Below are 16,943 nucleotides of genomic sequence, written 5' to 3' on the forward strand. Positions count from 1 at the left end.
TGCTAATCATTAAAAGGCTATCTCAGTTCCATAAGCACCAGTGCTTCCTGGAACTTCATCCTGATTTCCCAAATAATAATTTTCCATTGTTGGGGGCGAGTTGCGTGGTGTTGCTGGCCTCGCGTTCGTGTTTTGTGGCCTGCGGCTATAACTGGTATTCTGCCGGTGATCCTGCCCACGGTTCTGCTGGAGGTGACGACTCACCAGTTTATTACCGCCTACATTGACTTTGCGAAGAACATGCCCCTTCACGGGGTTGACAAGTACGTCCATAAAGAAGCGTTCTTTACCATCCTCCTTGATTAGGCGGGTACGCAATTGGGCCTCCAGGTACACTCCTGTCCCGACATGAAGATGATTGCGGGCCACATCAGCAAATTGACCAAGCAAAATGATCTGATAGTGTTCTTCCGTAATTTTCTCCAGACCAGATTTATCCTCCATTGAGGACTCAGATGTTGTTACATAAATCTTTGCGTAGATGCCGTGGGTAGGGTGTTGTCGGATTTCAGGCTCACGGCCTACAGTACCTTCGATAATTACTTTGCTATAGCCACGATTAGTCATACACCCTCCCCAGCTCTGTATCGGATGACATTATTATCAGCCTGTCCGGTCTGGTGACGAATGGTAATTCGTTAAATAATTGCACTGCACATCCATAAAAATAGTCAGGATATTAAGTTTGTGGTGAGAAGGACGGCACATCAGACAAAAAAAATCCCGGCCAGGCCGGGAAAGGTGATCTTTATGCCAGCGTACTCGCCAGCGTTCTCTTTGTTATGTCCCCATACTAAACATGTATGGCCCAGAGTGAAACAATTTTTGAAACCTGCAATGAAAATACATTGTGTTTCCATTTTGTTTACCTGAAAAGAGACGAAATGTATTATTGCTTGAGATGCCTTTTTGCCATACGTTTTAGGGTTTGGAGTATTGTTTGGTAAGCAGCGAGTTCATTTTTGTACTCAGCAATCTCCGTCTCATTCTTAACATAGTCGTTTTCAAGCTTAGCTATAGTATCAGTGTATTCTTGCATACTCTGTTCAACTTTTTTTGTTGCTGTACGAAACGCAGCGCTTTTAGTCGTTCTGATACCAACGGGGAATGTTTTCCCGATTTCCACGTCATGTTTATAGAAACTGCTGATGCTTGTATTCCAGACGCTTGGCTTTTTGTCGCTAGGCCGAATTTTGATAAATGTGATTCCAGGGATTTTATCCACAAGAAAAACAGTTTTTTCACTGCCTTCTGCCGCATTCTTTTTCATTCGAATTGTTTTTACGCCAACTTCTATTAATTCGACGCTGGTTTTTATTTTCGACGGGTTGTCTACGTCCATATCAATAAATACCCGCCAGCATGACTGGCCCTCTTTTATCGATGAAGGACACGCTTGTGGAAAATGGTCTTTGTACATGGTAAACCCCAACAACCTGAAATATGTAGGATAAAGATTAAGGGCATTTATGCTGCTTACGAAATTCGGGGCGACTCACTAATCACAGGGTGCGCTGGATTGACTCTGCGGCCTGTTGCCTTAGTGCGTTGCTGATACCAATTGCTTCAGCGAGATAAGCAAGATTATCCACCAGCACACATCGTGTCCCGGAACTGAGATCTCCAGTTACTCCCCAGCGGAGCATTTCACCAGGAGCCGGTTCATAATTATCCAGTTCACACTCAGGAAGGTCTACTGGCTCTCCCAGATAATCAATTAAGACCGGCCTGATATCGCTATATTCGGCATCAATACCAAGTGGCAGATCTTTCCTGACATATTGCCTCAGAACAAATAAATCCCTTTCGCTACATTGAGGGAAAATTCCAACCGGCAAGTTTGTGATAAGAATAGCTGCACCTTTTGAATCGCCAATTTCCTGAACGAGTTTTGCGGCGCACCAGACCGCCCCCTTCAGGAACTCCAGATTTTCATGCGATTGCTGTAATGACATATAACCTCTTTCTTATTGTCTGGCCCGCTTAAATCCATCGTTGCCATATGATTTAAAATACTCAGTAAACCCCTTATCGCTTTCACGAGTGTCGGCTGCGGCTTTCGAATTTGCCTCTTGCATGTCTCTTTCGCCTTTTTCCTGGCTGAGTTTCATGAAAGTCTTAATGTTATCGTCATTAGGGTCAGCCAGTACTTTCTGATAAGCCTTCTGGTAGCGCTCATCCAGGCTTAACCCTATTCCGAGACTCTGGCATCCGCTAATGCCGGTTATGAAAGCAATGATCAGAAACTTTCGTAGGTACGCACATTTCATCATTACTCCTACCGGGATGACCCGAGCATTTTGTTCCAGGCCGTAATCAGTGACTGAATCCCAGAAGTGGGCACAGGAGCAACCCATTTACAGCAGCTGAACCACAGGCGGTTAAACCGGTGAGGCATTTTCGTGATGTAGTTTTCCTTATACTCAAAGTTGTATTTATCACCAACGATGCGCGGAACTTCTTTGCAGAACGGACAGCGTTGAGCACCCGCGCTCATTTCAGGAACGATGATGAACTCGGTTTCCCCCAGCGTATCTGGATCCCACGGTTCGCGTTCACGCCAGCATGTGCCTTCTGGGAGCACGATATTCTCGTCGCATACGATGTATTCAAAGGTGGGAAATAACAGTTGATGAACACCGTGTTTACGCCAGCGCACTAACGCCAGAAACTCAATATGTTCTGAGCTATCGGCTTCCCGGGGAACAATAAAACGGTATACACCTGCTTTAGTCGGTAACCCTTCGCCCCGGATGCCAACTGGAGTCCAGCTTGGTTCTGTTGAGATACGGCGTAGTGCAGTCATAGTTACTCCCATTAAATTTTCTTCGTTCAATTTCCAGAATGAATCGATCTTTAAATCACTCTAACGGTAACTATTCCGATTACGAAATTCCGTTACCTTTAGGAATGATCGTGTTAACAGCCAGCATTGCATTTTTGAAGAAGTGTGCATTGCTACTTCTTAACTTAACAGAAGCATTAGAACTGACCGGGCTCAATGCCAGTAATGCGGTGCTGCGTCCCAGCCAGCGATAATATGAGAATAAACCCCACGAATTCAGGAATTCTCGTTTCATAATTGACATCAATTCAGATCTATCAGTCTGGTTAACTTTTGGGAACGTAATGAAAACTGCGCTATCCGGGTTCCGGGACAACCAACTGAAAACCTCTTCATTGGTGTAATAATACTTACCTTGCGTAAACACTCGCCCATTAAATCCTAATCGCACGACTGAGGACGGTATAATGTTATGGCAATAATCGAGCATGGGATATCCCATTTTCATCTGAGCGATATCAATGCGATTATCGCTCGGAATGCTTGCAGGTGCATTTGCATTTTTGAAACCGCGAGTACTGATCGAGTAATGACCGTCATCTGCATTCTGATAAACCCAGAATGGCTTGCAATACTCTTCTGAGTCTATAGCGGCTGTAAGATACGCTTCATCATAACTTTCAAATAACTTTTTTACTTTAGTCTGGTGGTCTGCAATATTTCTGGATTGAAGGTCTGGCCTGATTTTTAAAGGAATAGAATACACCGGTTCAAATGCCTTGACCGTATGGCCAGAACTCGTATGGTTTAGCAAATACCCAACCCACTCACGTTGAATTCCTTTTCCTATATACTCGCCGCTGTTCGCCCCTGCGTTGGTATCAAAACGCACGATAGATGTTCCACGCGCAGAAAGCATATTTTCAAATTCAGCACGGATAATGTTGGTATTTTTGCTAGTTAACGAATTCTGGAGATCATGCATATGTAGCCACCATTCATGTTTCAGCTTCGACTCTCACTATAATCACATGTTGAAATTTATTGTTACAGTGAGAATGAGGACGTTTTGCACCCAAAAATAAATAGCTTTTTCAACCGCAATTTGTGGGCATAAATGGTTTTTCTTAGCGTAAAAAAATAGCCGACTATGTCGGCTATTGTGACGATTCAACAGCTGGTGGTCAGAAAATGCACATCGAGGCGTATGCCGTCTTCTGGGAAACTTCAGTAGGGTTACGACCAATGAAAATACTACGGTTATTTTCTTTCTCGCTACGCATGAAGCGGTAGAGGTGGATGGCTACTCCATGAGCTTTCTGCACATCACGTCGGTGCAGCACAAGGTGCATTCTTTTTGGTGGTATGTGTGGGAAACGTTTCGCCAGAATTTGTCCAAGCACGTTAAGTGATTCACTGTTCTCGCGTAGCTGGTAAAGGTCTTCCACGATGAAAAAGATGTTATTCCCCCTGTCGAGTTCGTCAGGTACGGGGCACACTTTTAATCGGCACTCGATGACTTCACAACTCCAGTGACGATGAGGCAGAGACATGATGATGTTTTCTTTCTGCAAGACATTCGACATAAATCCCACCTCACGGTAAAAGCTGTATCAGTTTAACTCCCAAAACCCTTCGGCTGTGGGTTCTGCATTACGCACCGGCTCTCAGATTCCTTAAGGCTTTGATCCAGTATTATTCTTGAGAAATTTGAGTTCAGAACTACCCGGCTTCCCTTTTTGGGCCGTCTTGATAAATTCCCGCTCTTTGAAATACCACCGTTCAACAATTTGTGAAGATAGCGTATTGGATTCCAAGGCATAAGCCTGCAACTCCCTCCATGCAGCTATGTTATGCGGTTTGTATTTTGCCAGCTTAATATCCAGTTCTTCTTGCCAAGATCTGGCGCGTTTTGTAAAAACCTTTCGACCCAGCATTGGGAAAACCAAGAGCCCTGCTATATTGCCGACGAACTGTACAGACCAGTCAGAGGTTATGTAAAACCATATCCCGGCATTAACCGAAACCAGAACCAATAACCATGTTCCATACGCTCGCTGAAATGGAGGGAAGCAGTTATCTCGCCACATTCGAATACTTTTTCCAATGCTGTTCAGCAGGTTTTCGTTTGTTTTCATCAGTTATCTCTGTTCCTCTTCAGCATAGGCCGTTTGTATCAATTCAAACCTGTTCACCCTGACTACTTGAAGAACTATCTGATCGGTAATGCACCTAACCGGCGTAGTGCATCAGTAACCTCGTCTATGCCGAATAAAGACATTGGCGGGACTTTATCTCCAGAGATTGAGCAGGCTGTACACAATGCATTGTATGAGCTTACTCGTTCACGATGTAGAGACTGAAGGCTTACGATCAACAGATCTCGCTCTGGGCCCGTGGTAGCTCCTATAAGGTCAAATAAACTTTGTTTAACCACTTACGTAATCCTCCGTCAAAATCAGTCAAGAGTGCGCTCATTCTCCTCAGTTTCATTTTTTAATGAACGGAAAAGGTCGACAAATCAGGCGGTATTAAAGACACCATCGTCTTTTAGTCCCATCCGTGTGTATACATCATTAATATGCTTGTGAATATATTGAAGATCACTTGCCTGCTCATGCTGTCTGATACGGTCTTCATGGCGAGAATTGGATAACCGAATGCAACGTTCCCGTTGTTCAACAATGTACTCAGTACACTGGGTATGTTCAAACATGACCTCTCCCCATTGCCTGGCAGCGCGGAGATACAACCCTCTTTCTTCCAGGTCCCGGGCAAGTATCACCGATTTGGTCGCTGGTATCTGGTACATTTCTTCAGCGAGCAGGAACGCTGCTGCACATTTTCTTTGTCCCATATCTACCTCTACCCTTTGTATAGAGTCGACATCTGGGCAGAAGTGAATGAGATTAACTCTTCAACCTGCCATTCGCTGATACTCTCCTGGTGGATAACCGAGTCCAGAAGTGAGCAGAAGACCCGACCTTCACAGAAGGCATCGAATAAGGTTTGCCAGGCACCGGCGAATCGCCCGGCCAGTTTACTTCGCTGACGTTTACTGCGGCAGCGATGCAATTCTTGCTGAAACAAGGATTCGTTTTCCGCACTGCTTTTTTCATGCAGAGCATCCCATAACTGGTTGAACCGTGTTTCAGTACAATTTCTGGCCGTTACCATCGTCATAATATTTCCTTCAGAGGCGGTTAAGCCTGTATCAATGTTGCTATTTGATATCTATTTTCCACGTAATATTCAGGTGACGAAATCTCAGCTATAAATCGCTGATGGCTAATTAGTCTGACCCGCATTTCTCCCGGTTGTACGCCCCACCAGGTAGCACCCATTCTTTTGACATGTTAATGACGGGCAATGTATAGACCGGATTTACCGCTTGCAGCAGCGCTTCCTCATCCGTGATATTAATAGGAGAAATATTCTGGCTTAGATCCAGAACATTTATTCGTTTACGACTGATAGTGACCCCAAAGCGGTTTTCATAGTTGGCCATTGCGTGAATACGCTCGGGGAAATAATGTTTGATGGTTGCCCATATGCGAGCACTGTTGTATATACACGTTAAGCATGAACTGCGACCCCATCCAAGACGATACGGTACTGGGGCTGTAACACGATGTTTTGCTAAAATCTCCCAGACTTGTTCTTCAGACCATTCAAGTACTGGCCTCCAGGCATCAACTTGTCTTTTTTTGCAACTGCTGGTATGTGGCTCCAGTTGTAAGTAATTGAATCTATTAGAGCTTTCCGCTCTCCTTTCCCCCGTAATAAAAAGCACCTTTTTTCCGTCAAAGCGTCTCTGATTTGTGAGTGCTCGCCGACCAACATCAATTTTTAGTGCTGATGAGCACCAACGTGTTTTAAGGCTTGGTGATTGCTGAGGGAACCGAAGTCGCGTGGCGGGAGTGCTTCGCTGGATATCACGTTCCGCGATTATTAATCCATCTGGGGTTTCGATACATTGCGGGCGACTGTAGCCATTCTCTTTCAGCATCTCACCTTCCATTCCTCCCTGAAGCCAGGAGAACATCAACGGTATCTGAAATGTTGAAGCTATTTTGCGGTTGTAGTCGGCCATAAATGGCCAGTCCATTAAAGTACTTCCCTCGCGGCCATCAACATCGTGATGCCAGAGTTCCACCCTGGACAGATCGACCCCGATGTCAATTAAGTGGAGAAGGCAGGCTATGGAGTCTTTTCCGCCGCTAAGGCAAATGATTATCACGTCATAGCAAGATATGTCGATATCTGGAGCGTTCCTGTACGTTTGTCCTGATAGTGGCGTGGTGATGCCTGCTATGCTACTCAGTGCAGGAATAATAAAGTTATCGTCGATTAAATCACTCACTTGCCGCGCTCCTGCTCTGAAGTGAATTTGTCAGAATCGCAGCAAGTCTAGTCTCGCCTAATGATGAGGCCAGATCTGATAGCGCTAGTTTACCTGCTGCTTCCATACCAAGTGCCTTTACTCGACTGGTATCAAGAACTGCAATTCTTTGGCCTGTTGCCTTACAGACAAGCGCATATCGACATACGCTTAATGTGCGATGGATGATGAATGAGAACATTTGATTGTCGATTTGTGCGCTGAATTTGCAGATCACATTTACTTTATGCGTCAACCCATTCTGGATTATGATTGTTGCAACATCGTCTTTAGGCATATCTACCTCCGGCTTTTTACTAAGCCTAATACGACGCTAACAGCTGACGAAATTTGCTTACAGATATAACTTTCACTGCAAATATCGTGTTATGAGTGACTGATTACTGCTTTGGAGACAGAATGGATTTTTCTAAAACTACTGTAGTGAAACCCGGTTTAATTGGTGATAACAACGCGTATTGGGCGATGCACTTTTGCTCAATTATTGAAACCCTTTATGATAATAACCGGATGAAGGTACGTTTTAATTCCCCTCTCATGGGGAAACATACACCAACAATGAGAAACCTAGTTTCATTAGCTGGTGAAGGATATTTTTCTTTAATTAAAGATCAGTTCAGAAACTTCGGTCTACAAAATTTGCTCTGCCACTATCTGATGAGTTATGAAGGTAGAGAAGTCTTAAATACTATACTTATTAATTTGTCTGATTATCGCAATGTCGATATCCTCGCTAATATGAGCCAGTTTGGTGTATTCATTAGCTGCCGTGACTTTAGAAGTGGCACTAATTTTGCGGTAGAGCATAATCCTTATCTACTTGGCCATGAGAATGTCTTTTATAATTCAGTTTATAATAGCTTAAAGTTTGCAGATCTATGCATTCTTTTCCGTATGAGAACGAATCCTAACCAAGAATCAGCTACTTTGTTTGGCATTCTTGGAGAGGTCGAAGGAAACAATGGTCAGGACTTGAAGAGACCGGCCTTCTGGGGAAGGAAAGGTTTGTATTTGTCTTTTGGTATTGGAGTCAATCCTAAACCCAAGGGGGAAAAACGTTCTAATCAATTTCAGCTTAATGACTGTACTTGCCAGTGGGTAAACGCTGCTGATGGTTATAAATTTGTCGCTATTTTTGAGTCAGAACACCATCTTGTTACAGATTATCTCGATGCAATAGGTACTATTGAACACCTTAATAAATTTGGCCCCAACCATCCTTTTCTAACACATTATCCAGCTCGGCACATTCTAAACATTGTGAGAGATGGCTGGGATAAATCAGTTGATATATTGATTACTGAACTGCGACGTTATCTTGCGCCTAACGAATTAGCTTCGCTAGGAACAAATCCAGTAATACCCTTTATACCCTCATTCAAACATTAAAATAAATGGGGCTACGGCCCCATTTTTTACTCACGATATAAGATGTAATAACATTTTCTGACCTGCATACTGTTGTTCAGGTAACCACAAAGTGCTTCACGACCATCCTGACTACGACCTATCCATAGGCCAGCCAAGCGTTTATCTGGTTGCTCAGACAGTATGAAAATTTTGCTGTTAATAAGACCAATGAATGGGCGTTCTACTCCCTGGGGGACTACAAAATTCCCCAGCGGTTTGTAACTTTCCAGGTTCAATACGATCGCAGCTGTCTGGTCACTGGAATTGTCAGCATCGTCCTGTTGCTCGCTGGCAGCAGGTTGTTGGTAGTTTTGAGAAGGCTGCTGAGCATAGAAATCGTTCGGATCGATCGATTCTGCGCTGGTTATGAAGGGCAATAGTGCTAAAAGGCCAAAAACAGCTTTTTTCATATGTCCACCATAGGGTTATGCGTTTAAATATGATTAGGCTATCAGTACCAATGCTGTCAGGCTAAAAACAATGGGGACAAATTGAGGGCTTTTATGTTGTGTTTATTGCTATTTTTGTCCTGCAATAGCATCTATTTCACACAATACACAGTGACATTTAGCTGGTGGCTCAAGTCGTTCGAATTGCGTCAGATTATGCAGACGTAATCGAGGTATACGTCTGACAGCATGATGGCCACACGAAAGTTCAAGAAACCAGATTCGTCCGTTACGGCTCCCGTCCTGAACCTTTACGTTTACAACTTCTCTCCATATGCGAATCATGGCTAACCTTCTGCCGGGCTCGGTGGTTCATCGTTGTCCTGGGTAATTTTAACGTAATCACCCTGATTGATAACGATTACTTCATTAAGATGAGGGCTGTAACGTACCCTCTCTACTTCGTCGAGATAGTCCACATGTCTACGCGCCTTGTTATTCGAGAAGCCGAGCGCTTTCCCTATTGCGTGAACTGATGGCCCACGGCCACCATTTCTGTTCATGTATTTTTTGACATACGTGATGATTGCTTTCCTGTCACTGGTCATGTCCGGGAGTTCGGCAATGTCATCATGACCTTGTCCTTTCGCTACGCGCAGCGTCATAGACTTTCTTTCACCATCGATAATGATTCGTCCCTGGTCATGCAACTGCCGGATACGCCGGGAAACGAGCCCTTTTGAATACCCCAGAGAAGAACAGATCTGCTCGTAAGACGGTGCTGCACCCTGCTCTTTGATTTCTGTCACAATGAAATCAAAGAGCCTGTCCAGGTGGGCATTTGCTTTTGGGGCGTTCTGTGCTTTTCCAGAAACACTACCGGCGTTGTCTTCAGTCATATCCCTTCCGTCCAGTTGGTGGTTGTTAATTAATGCGGGCTATCGACGTTCTTCGTCGAACTGAGACTAAAAGGCACGACGTCCGCTTTTACATCAGTTAAGGAGTGATTACCGCAGAGTTGCCCTTTAACTTTAGTCAGGCCCACCAGCGCATCCTCAAGCAGTTCTGATTCCTGAGATGTCACATTACTACCCAGTTCCATACCGATTTTTTCGCCCGCGTCCTTGAGGATACTGATAGCACGATCGATAGATTCACTGTACATAATCGCCACCTTGTTCGTTTTGTTAACATAGCCAATTAGTGCGTGTTCAGCTATAGCTGAGTTGTTTTATCACCTGTTTATGCGGCCCTTTTTCTTGCCAGGCAGCGAGCTAAAACCCGTTCCCTGGCTTCATGCTGCTCATCGATACAAAGCTGAATTCCCAACCCCAGGATGTAACGCTCCTGAAGTTCTGCCGGATGGAGGAAATTGAGCGCGGTGAAACCAGCTGGCACGGAACCATATTTGGCCAGGCTGTCTTCGTAACGTCGCTGGGCTATTTCACAAATTAAGTTATATTGAGCAATAGCTGCCTCACGTCCAACTTGATTGAATATTTCAACCGCCAGGACTTCCGAACATGTCTGCATTTTTGCATCCGTTTTGTTTACCTGACATCAGTATCACCCCGATGTGCTGGCTAACGAAATTTACGGATAGATGAATGTAATGAGGGGAATAGAACGTAATGGAATGTTTATACTGAACCCAAATTATGGGGAGCTTGATAATCAAATGTGGAAGTCTGTTGAGAAGCAGACTTCCAGACTTGGTATTAACTGGTTTTCTGACTATTAAGCCAGCTGATTAGCTCATCTTGCGTGTCAAAAGACGCGACAAAGGTCTGCTCCTGATCAGGACGTTGTGCATCCCTTATCGCTCTGAATGGAGCTTCACCGCTATAGTAGAATATTGGCTCCGCACGGCGTTTGACCCATGCTGATTGCTCGCGCTCTGCGAGCTCGCAGGCTTCTTCGTAATTGTCCGCTACTCCCAGCACTGTCGAACGATCCCAAGCTCCTCCATTCAGGCATCGAACAGTGATTTTCCCGTCCGGGCAAGTAATGCCATATGGATGATCCCACCAGGCATCAAGCTGAGACTTTGAGCGCTTTTCATTAGGTGTATCGTCGAAGTTTTTAGGTAATACCGGATTAAGGGGTATGCAGTTTGGCACTTGGATTCTCCCTGTAGCCTGAATCTACAAATAGGCAGTAAGCAATGTTCGTCAGGTTAACATGTACCTCCTGTTAGGTAATTAAGTACTTCGTTCCATTTTCGATATTCGCGTTATCTGACTCATTTTCTCCGACTTCAGGAGATCTCCATGCTGCTACGTAAGCCATGTGAATCAGGCTTGTTTTTCGCCCCGCTTTGACCCCATTTCCATGATGTTCTCAAACCTCGCGCTGTTACAGTAGGACAACTGCTACTGACGAGGTGAATATGACCAGATACCTTGGATACTGCGCCCTTGCGCTCCTTACCGTCCTGCCGACCGCTTCGGTATATTCTGCTGTACAGAATGATACAATGGGCCTATACGCTCCCGATCCCAGCTACACACCTGACATCCAAAATTCAGCACCTGTAACGCCTTCTCCGGGGGATGACAGTCTGTACAGTGATGACGTACCCGATTCATCTACCGCTCCAGAAAGCACCATTACCCCCCTGAATAGCTTTGATGTTATGTCTTTTTCTATAGGGCCGGTAAGCCTGCGGATGACAGCTTCTGAAGCGATCACTGCTATCACTGACAAACTTGGCCAGTCTGCTGGTGAAGAAATTCAAAAGCGCTACAGTAACAACTCATTGAATAGTATTTTCTGGGGAGATGCTCACCAGGAGACGGTGGTCTATTTTATCCCCGATACGGCAGTTGACCCCATTGAGCCGGTGGCTTACAAAATCCGCTTTTCATTCAGCAACCCTGATCTCTTACTGAAGTCGGCGATCGAGAAATATGGAGAGCCTTCAGTCTCTGATGCCCAGAGAGGTCGTTATATCTGGTGCAAGGCACTGGCGGAGAAAACGAATAAGTGTGATGACAGTAAATCTGAGCTTACGCTGACAACGCGAGAAGTTGAAGACACTGGCATCCTGACTCTCAGCGACCCAACGGTCTCATTTGATGCCTCGCGGACTGCAACGGCCACCCCGGATAAAGACCAGGCTGCGACTGAAGATAACCAGGGGCCATTGCCACAGCTCTGAAGTCGTCCGTCGCTGTCCAGCATCCTTTTGCAGGATTACTAAACCGACTGAATTCGTCAGCCGGTTTTTTTATCTGAATTTTACATTAGCGTCTGAAAGTACGCTTTCCAAACGGGCTTATCTCTTTGACGTGAAAACCCGCATTAGTCAGCATCCTGGCCATGACAACTGATGCAGGAAGACAGGATGCCTCCACTTTATGGCCGGGAGTAGCATCCAGAATACTTTGCAACATGGAGCGCCCAAATCCTTTTTGTCTTTGACTCCTGGTAACACCAAACATCCTGATTTCCAGATGTGAAGCAAGTCCATTTGCACCATTTTTGCCCGTCAGTAGGGCAAAACCTATCGCTGCGCCATTATGTTGAGCATCAAAGACAAACAAGAAATCGGCGCAATTCTCTCCCCGTTCCCGCCTGGCAATGGCTTCTGAGATCTGACTTTCGAACTGAGACAGTCCGTCATCATCATCAAAGTTAAAATACCCATCCCGCATACCGTCGCGAATCACCGCTATGATAAAGGGAACATCCTGTTTGGTTCCAAAGCGCATTTCAGGGGCAGATAACACCGTCATCAGTTTGTCTCTCGTAACCGTTATTATTCCATCAATTTGATTACATGGAGGTAAAGAGGTCAATAGAAATGAACGGGGTATTTCGCTGATGACCATTTGATCGGTGTTAGTGGTTTCAGTAGCAGAGCCAGGAGGTATATAAGGCCAGCAAAAATGCCAGCCTTTTTCATTTAAACCGGTTTTCTTATGATTCTCTTGATCGGCATTCCTGCCTTATCAAAATATCGGGTTGGCCATATTTCTTGAGGTTCTTCACCAATTGCATTAGCGATGATGATCTCGCCTCTAGGCCAGTCACGTGTCAGTGCATTTGCCAGAGTGCTGCTTGAAAGACCGTTAGCCCTACTCAGTGAGGCAAGTGACAAACCTTTCTTATGTAGCGCAGCTATGATGTCTGCCTTATGCCAGTCCTGTTTTTCCATCTCCATTTCCTTTGGTGGTGAATCGGAACATGGTTTGCAGTACCAGCTAATGACGACTGGCGAGCCGTAAGGCTCCCACGCCCCGACCCACCATTGACAAAAAACAGGCGAGCGAGTGCGAACCGTTCAAGTACATGAACGGCGTGTCATTAGTCGGGGCTGCAAATCCCCACTCTTACGATTTAGTAAGGGCTACAACAGTTTACAGCATTTAAAGGGTGTATCAGAAGTGTTAATGCCGTAAGTTTGCGAGTCGGTTTGAAATTCAGATAATAACTATGCTTAATGGCCTGTTCAGGAAAGCACTTCGATGCTGTTCATATAGCCAAAGCCGAATATCCGCTTTCTGCCGATCCCGAAAGCGTATGCCTGTTCAAGTGCGCCGACATCTTCAATCACGCATTCAGCATCGTACTGGCTCATCGGTACAATGATCTTGTGGGATGTACGGCCAACGCTCCCGGGCTTAATAATATGGAACTTGGTGCTTCGAACGATACGTAACCGTCCACAGATCACTCCGGCCCGTTCCAGGTGATAGTGGATATAATCCGGGAGTTCATGGGCAGGTGGACAAATCTCTCTTTTCCGGCCTCCAGCTTCCTCGCGTCGAATAGTGGCCAGCGAGCCGCAGATTCGAATTTTCTGGCCAGACACAAACATGATTTCCTTCATGACTTCGCCAGGGAGCCCGAGTGCAACAGCCGTTCTCAGAACAACCTGGGTGTCGGAGGCACTTTGTTTGCGAGAGTAGAAGGTGTATGGGAGTCGCGACCCAGAACGTTCCTGGACTACCTTATCCAGTTGCTGGTGGATCCCATACACGTCACCTGGGGCGATTCTGAACCTGAGCGCACATTCAAAGTATTTCACGCCACATTCCTTGCTGAACATAATGAATTTTCAATATTAGTTTCAGGGTATGGCATGGACGGCGAGTGACGAAATTATGAGGGGGGAATACGGCCAGTCCTTTGGCCGGTGTGGTCAGAGAATCATTTCGATACTTTCGCCGTGGAATATACCGATCACATCTGTCTTGAGGCGGTTACTCCTCGGCTTTACTTCATTGGCCACGAACTCTGGCAATGGCCGAATTTTCACGTGCTCATCCTGAATGATAATGAACGGCATAGATGAAGCGGCAGAAAGACGCAGTATCTGGTCGGGGTGTTCAGGATCAGCCATCGCGATGTTTGCAGCTGGATGCACTTTAACCGGACGGCGTAAGCGAAGCTTTTCTTCCGGTACACGCGCAATAGCCTTAATCAACGAGTTGAGTCTGACTGATTTATCTTCATCTTCCTCGATGTCCTTGCCCATCTTCTGGAGCAACTCGATTTTGTTAACCCTGCTAAAAAGCGTCTTTTGCCTCCAGCCGAAACTGACCAGATTGACGTTAGCATTATCAAACATACGCAGCTGCCGATAGAGATGCAGGGTCATGACACCAGGGCAGGCGCTATGCAGCGCGTTGAAGCGCATGTATTCCGGTCGGCGATCACCACCGTAGTTTTCGATGATGTGGCGTTGAATGCTCTCTTTATGCTGGTTGATGGATGTCACCAAACGGGTAACCAGCTGAGAGAATTCCGCATCTGTATTGTCGTACCATAATACGCCGGTAGTGCGCCGAGCGGACTTCTGCGAATAGCCATCCCTGATATGCAGGTCAGCGTATGCCGCGCAGGCAGCATGGACAGCATCGTGTCCCTGTTTCAGCTCAGGCATGATGTGTTCGATGGCCATATCTTCTTCGCCATCAGCAACGGCTGGCAGGACGCAGACACTCGCCTTGAGCGGAAGCCGGGAACCCAGCACTCCACGAAGTTGTGTGATCTCGCTCTCCAGCGTCTGGAAAGTTGTTGAGATATTCATTTCTATCCCCGAAAAAGGGCTCTAAACTCCCTCCGCTGCACGGAGGACTGTATGTACATACATACTCATAACAAGCGAAACCGAGTATATCAAGTTCGTTTTGTTTACAGACGAATTTTATCGATGACGAATGAAGTTTTCACTGCTGATTAGCCAATCCTGACGCGAGGGATTTCATTAATGTTAGTGAGATAGGATGGTGACAATAACTCCCGCCGCATCGTCCAGTCTTTGTCGATGCCCTGGCCCGCAAACCATAATTTCCCCCGACCTGACCGGTTAATTCTATCCATCACGCCCATCAACGCTTCACCATTGGCAAAGAGTCGGTTCTCACCAAACAAATCGAGCTGGCTGGTGGCGCTATCATAAAAGTCAGATAGCATCACTCCGGCTTTATGGTATCGGTATCCCTCCTGCCAGATATGCCGGAGCCCTGCGACCGCAGCCGCAATGATTTCCCGGGTATCGGCGGTGGGGTTTTCCAGCTTGACTGTCTGCTGGCCACTGTAAGGGGCCGTTTTCGAATAGTAACTTGTGCCAATAAAAACCGTTATGCAGCGACAGTATTGCTTCTCTTCGCGCAGCTTCTCGCCTGCACGTTCGGCATACTCACACACCGCCTGGTGCATTGCTTCGTAGTGCTCTATTTTCTGGCCGAATGAACGCGAGCTGATGATCTGCTGCTTAACCTTCCTCACCTCTTCCAGGGCTATGCAGGACTCGCCATTCAATTCGCGCTGCGTTCGCTCCAGTACGACTCCAAATGTGTTACGGATAAGCGATGTTGGCGCATTGGCCAGATCGAGAGCAGTCCTGATGCCCATGCTGTTCAGTCTGGTGGCATATCTCCGGCCCACCCCCCAGACATCGCTTACGTCAATATATGGCAATAATTTACGTTGTCTTTCTGGACTGCTGAGATCAACCACTCCGCCTGTTTTAGTCCATGTTTTTGCAGCTTTATTTGCTAGTTTTGCCAAAGTTTTAGTTGTCGATATGCCCACCCCCACGGGTATATGGGTGCTCTTTAATACGGTTTTCTTTATTTCTCTTCCATAGTCATCAAAATTATAATTTTTCTGCATTCCTTCAAACGAAAGGAAAACTTCATCAATACTGTAGACCTCAGTATTACTGGAGAATTTAAATAATGTCTCACACACCCTACGGGAGATCTCCGCGTACAAGGCATAGTTAGAACTGAAAACATGTACACCGTTAGCTTCAAAGAATGCTTTCTTCTGGAAGTACACGTCACCATTCTGGATACCTAATTTTTTAGCTTCCGCTGAACGTGCCACGACCATGCCATCATTGTTCGAAAGGCATACAATTGGCTTGTTCACCAGATCGGGCCGAAAGACTCTCTCGCAGGAGGCGTAAAATGAGTTGCAATCCACCAGGCAGAACATCACAAGGCCTTGTACACGATGAAGGTCACCACGCCAAAAATGGCCAGTTCTTCGCCTTCTTTCAGATAGATCGGTGACATCCGGCTATTCATTGGCAGTAGCGCGGGAGCCGGGCTTAGCTGCAACCGCTTAATGGTGAAATCACCATCAACGGTCGCAATCACAATATCCCCCTCTTTCGCCTCAAGTGAGCTATCCACGATGACCAGATCGCCTTCGTGAATACGTGCCTCTACCATCGATGAACCTGTTACTCGTAAGAAGTAGGTTGCAGATGGATGTTTGATGAGGTGAGTATTTAGATCAATAAATTCATCAACATAATCGGAAGCGACTGAAGGGAAACCTGCGCTGACAGGCTCAACGAACAACGGGAATTGGCCTGGTGATTGTTGTGTCACTGGGATAAGTTTCATAATGCTCTGCTCTTCGTGGTGCTGTATATCCATACAGTATTATAGACAGGAGCCAGGAATTTTCGCACCTCCTTTTCCGAAAGTTATTT

The 16,943-nt window shown here is 45.9% G+C and carries 25 protein-coding genes; 2 read left to right on the forward strand and 23 right to left on the reverse strand.

Features of this window, described 5'->3' with window-relative positions; translation table 11 throughout:
• Positions 1-9: 9 nt before the first annotated feature.
• From ssb to HV314_RS25840, 12 genes are all read right to left on the reverse strand, one after another.
• A complete protein-coding gene (ssb, locus tag HV314_RS25785) occupies positions 10-567 on the reverse strand; it encodes a single-stranded DNA-binding protein (RefSeq protein WP_008786804.1) in 558 nt (185 codons plus the stop codon).
• 322 nt (positions 568-889) lie between these two features.
• Positions 890-1,420, reverse strand: coding sequence for a hypothetical protein (locus HV314_RS25790; RefSeq protein WP_007372158.1), 531 nt, complete (start codon positions 1,418-1,420; stop codon positions 890-892).
• 82 nt (positions 1,421-1,502) lie between these two features.
• Complete coding sequence (locus tag HV314_RS25795; RefSeq protein ID WP_007372157.1) at positions 1,503-1,955, reverse strand: hypothetical protein; 453 nt, start codon at positions 1,953-1,955, stop codon at positions 1,503-1,505.
• Between the two features lie 12 nt (positions 1,956-1,967).
• Positions 1,968-2,273, reverse strand: coding sequence for a hypothetical protein (locus HV314_RS25800; RefSeq protein ID WP_032941601.1), 306 nt, complete (start codon positions 2,271-2,273; stop codon positions 1,968-1,970).
• Between the two features lie 5 nt (positions 2,274-2,278).
• The gene (locus HV314_RS25805; protein ID WP_007372155.1) at positions 2,279-2,806 is read right to left on the reverse strand and encodes a hypothetical protein; all 528 of its coding nucleotides are present in this window, start codon (positions 2,804-2,806) and stop codon (positions 2,279-2,281) included.
• 79 nt (positions 2,807-2,885) lie between these two features.
• Positions 2,886-3,770, reverse strand: a complete 885-nt coding sequence (locus tag HV314_RS25810) for a hypothetical protein (RefSeq protein WP_007372154.1) — start codon at positions 3,768-3,770, stop codon at positions 2,886-2,888.
• 199 nt (positions 3,771-3,969) lie between these two features.
• A complete protein-coding gene (locus tag HV314_RS25815; protein WP_181548142.1) occupies positions 3,970-4,371 on the reverse strand; it encodes a hypothetical protein in 402 nt (133 codons plus the stop codon).
• A gap of 90 nt (positions 4,372-4,461) precedes the next feature.
• Positions 4,462-4,923, reverse strand: a complete 462-nt coding sequence (locus HV314_RS25820; RefSeq protein ID WP_009653863.1) for a hypothetical protein — start codon at positions 4,921-4,923, stop codon at positions 4,462-4,464.
• A gap of 383 nt (positions 4,924-5,306) precedes the next feature.
• Complete coding sequence (locus tag HV314_RS25825) at positions 5,307-5,642, reverse strand: PerC family transcriptional regulator (protein ID WP_008786801.1); 336 nt, start codon at positions 5,640-5,642, stop codon at positions 5,307-5,309.
• 8 nt (positions 5,643-5,650) lie between these two features.
• Complete coding sequence (locus HV314_RS25830; RefSeq protein WP_020996134.1) at positions 5,651-5,968, reverse strand: hypothetical protein; 318 nt, start codon at positions 5,966-5,968, stop codon at positions 5,651-5,653.
• A 109-nt stretch (positions 5,969-6,077) separates the two neighbouring features.
• Entirely contained in the window at positions 6,078-7,148 is a 1,071-nt protein-coding gene (locus HV314_RS25835; RefSeq protein ID WP_007372151.1) for a phosphoadenosine phosphosulfate reductase domain-containing protein, read from the reverse strand.
• Positions 7,141-7,464 (reverse strand): hypothetical protein, encoded by a 324-nt coding sequence (locus HV314_RS25840; RefSeq protein WP_020996132.1) that lies wholly within the window; start codon positions 7,462-7,464, stop codon positions 7,141-7,143. The genes HV314_RS25835 and HV314_RS25840 overlap by 8 nt, the downstream gene beginning before the upstream one ends.
• 122 nt (positions 7,465-7,586) lie before the next feature.
• Here HV314_RS25840 and HV314_RS25845 point away from each other — a divergent pair, with 122 nt between their 5' ends.
• The gene (locus HV314_RS25845) at positions 7,587-8,576 is read left to right on the forward strand and encodes a hypothetical protein (protein WP_007372150.1); all 990 of its coding nucleotides are present in this window, start codon (positions 7,587-7,589) and stop codon (positions 8,574-8,576) included.
• A gap of 26 nt (positions 8,577-8,602) precedes the next feature.
• Here the strand turns inward: HV314_RS25845 and HV314_RS25850 are convergent, their stop codons facing one another.
• The 5 genes from HV314_RS25850 to HV314_RS25870 form a co-directional block, all read right to left on the reverse strand.
• Positions 8,603-9,007: a hypothetical protein gene (locus tag HV314_RS25850; protein WP_008786799.1), complete on the reverse strand. Its 405-nt coding sequence runs from the start codon at positions 9,005-9,007 to the stop codon at positions 8,603-8,605.
• A 326-nt stretch (positions 9,008-9,333) separates the two neighbouring features.
• The gene (locus tag HV314_RS25855) at positions 9,334-9,885 is read right to left on the reverse strand and encodes a hypothetical protein (RefSeq protein ID WP_007372149.1); all 552 of its coding nucleotides are present in this window, start codon (positions 9,883-9,885) and stop codon (positions 9,334-9,336) included.
• A 29-nt stretch (positions 9,886-9,914) separates the two neighbouring features.
• A complete protein-coding gene (locus HV314_RS25860; RefSeq protein ID WP_007372148.1) occupies positions 9,915-10,151 on the reverse strand; it encodes a hypothetical protein in 237 nt (78 codons plus the stop codon).
• Positions 10,152-10,228: 77 nt separating this feature from the next.
• Positions 10,229-10,519 (reverse strand): hypothetical protein, encoded by a 291-nt coding sequence (locus HV314_RS25865; protein WP_007372147.1) that lies wholly within the window; start codon positions 10,517-10,519, stop codon positions 10,229-10,231.
• 185 nt (positions 10,520-10,704) lie between these two features.
• Positions 10,705-11,106 carry a hypothetical protein gene (locus HV314_RS25870; protein WP_008786797.1) on the reverse strand — a complete coding sequence of 134 codons (402 nt, stop codon included), beginning with the start codon at positions 11,104-11,106 and terminating at the stop codon, positions 10,705-10,707.
• Between the two features lie 356 nt (positions 11,107-11,462).
• Between HV314_RS25870 and HV314_RS27495 the strand changes: the two genes are divergently transcribed.
• On the forward strand, positions 11,463-12,146 hold the full coding sequence (locus HV314_RS27495) for a hypothetical protein (RefSeq protein WP_008786796.1): 684 nt from the start codon (positions 11,463-11,465) through the stop codon (positions 12,144-12,146).
• A gap of 85 nt (positions 12,147-12,231) precedes the next feature.
• On the opposite strand, the gene HV314_RS25880 is transcribed toward HV314_RS27495, so the two are convergent.
• The 6 genes from HV314_RS25880 to umuD form a co-directional block, all read right to left on the reverse strand.
• Positions 12,232-12,723 (reverse strand): GNAT family N-acetyltransferase, encoded by a 492-nt coding sequence (locus tag HV314_RS25880; RefSeq protein ID WP_000217395.1) that lies wholly within the window; start codon positions 12,721-12,723, stop codon positions 12,232-12,234.
• 170 nt (positions 12,724-12,893) lie between these two features.
• On the reverse strand, positions 12,894-13,151 hold the full coding sequence (locus HV314_RS25885) for a helix-turn-helix domain-containing protein (RefSeq protein ID WP_001333498.1): 258 nt from the start codon (positions 13,149-13,151) through the stop codon (positions 12,894-12,896).
• Positions 13,152-13,439: 288 nt separating this feature from the next.
• Positions 13,440-13,820: a type I-E CRISPR-associated protein Cas6/Cse3/CasE gene (locus HV314_RS25890; RefSeq protein WP_127649377.1), complete on the reverse strand. Its 381-nt coding sequence runs from the start codon at positions 13,818-13,820 to the stop codon at positions 13,440-13,442.
• 312 nt (positions 13,821-14,132) lie between these two features.
• Positions 14,133-15,023, reverse strand: coding sequence for a DNA replication terminus site-binding protein (locus HV314_RS25895; protein WP_007372144.1), 891 nt, complete (start codon positions 15,021-15,023; stop codon positions 14,133-14,135).
• A 149-nt stretch (positions 15,024-15,172) separates the two neighbouring features.
• Positions 15,173-16,438, reverse strand: a complete 1,266-nt coding sequence (umuC, locus tag HV314_RS25900; protein ID WP_009652912.1) for a translesion error-prone DNA polymerase V subunit UmuC — start codon at positions 16,436-16,438, stop codon at positions 15,173-15,175.
• On the reverse strand, positions 16,438-16,854 hold the full coding sequence (gene umuD / locus HV314_RS25905; RefSeq protein ID WP_008786793.1) for a translesion error-prone DNA polymerase V autoproteolytic subunit: 417 nt from the start codon (positions 16,852-16,854) through the stop codon (positions 16,438-16,440). Before umuD ends, umuC begins: the two co-directional genes overlap by 1 nt.
• Positions 16,855-16,943 lie beyond the last annotated feature (89 nt).

The organism is Citrobacter sp. RHBSTW-00887, assembly GCF_013728095.1.
In the GTDB taxonomy this organism is placed as follows: Bacteria; Pseudomonadota; Gammaproteobacteria; order Enterobacterales; family Enterobacteriaceae; genus Citrobacter; species Citrobacter braakii.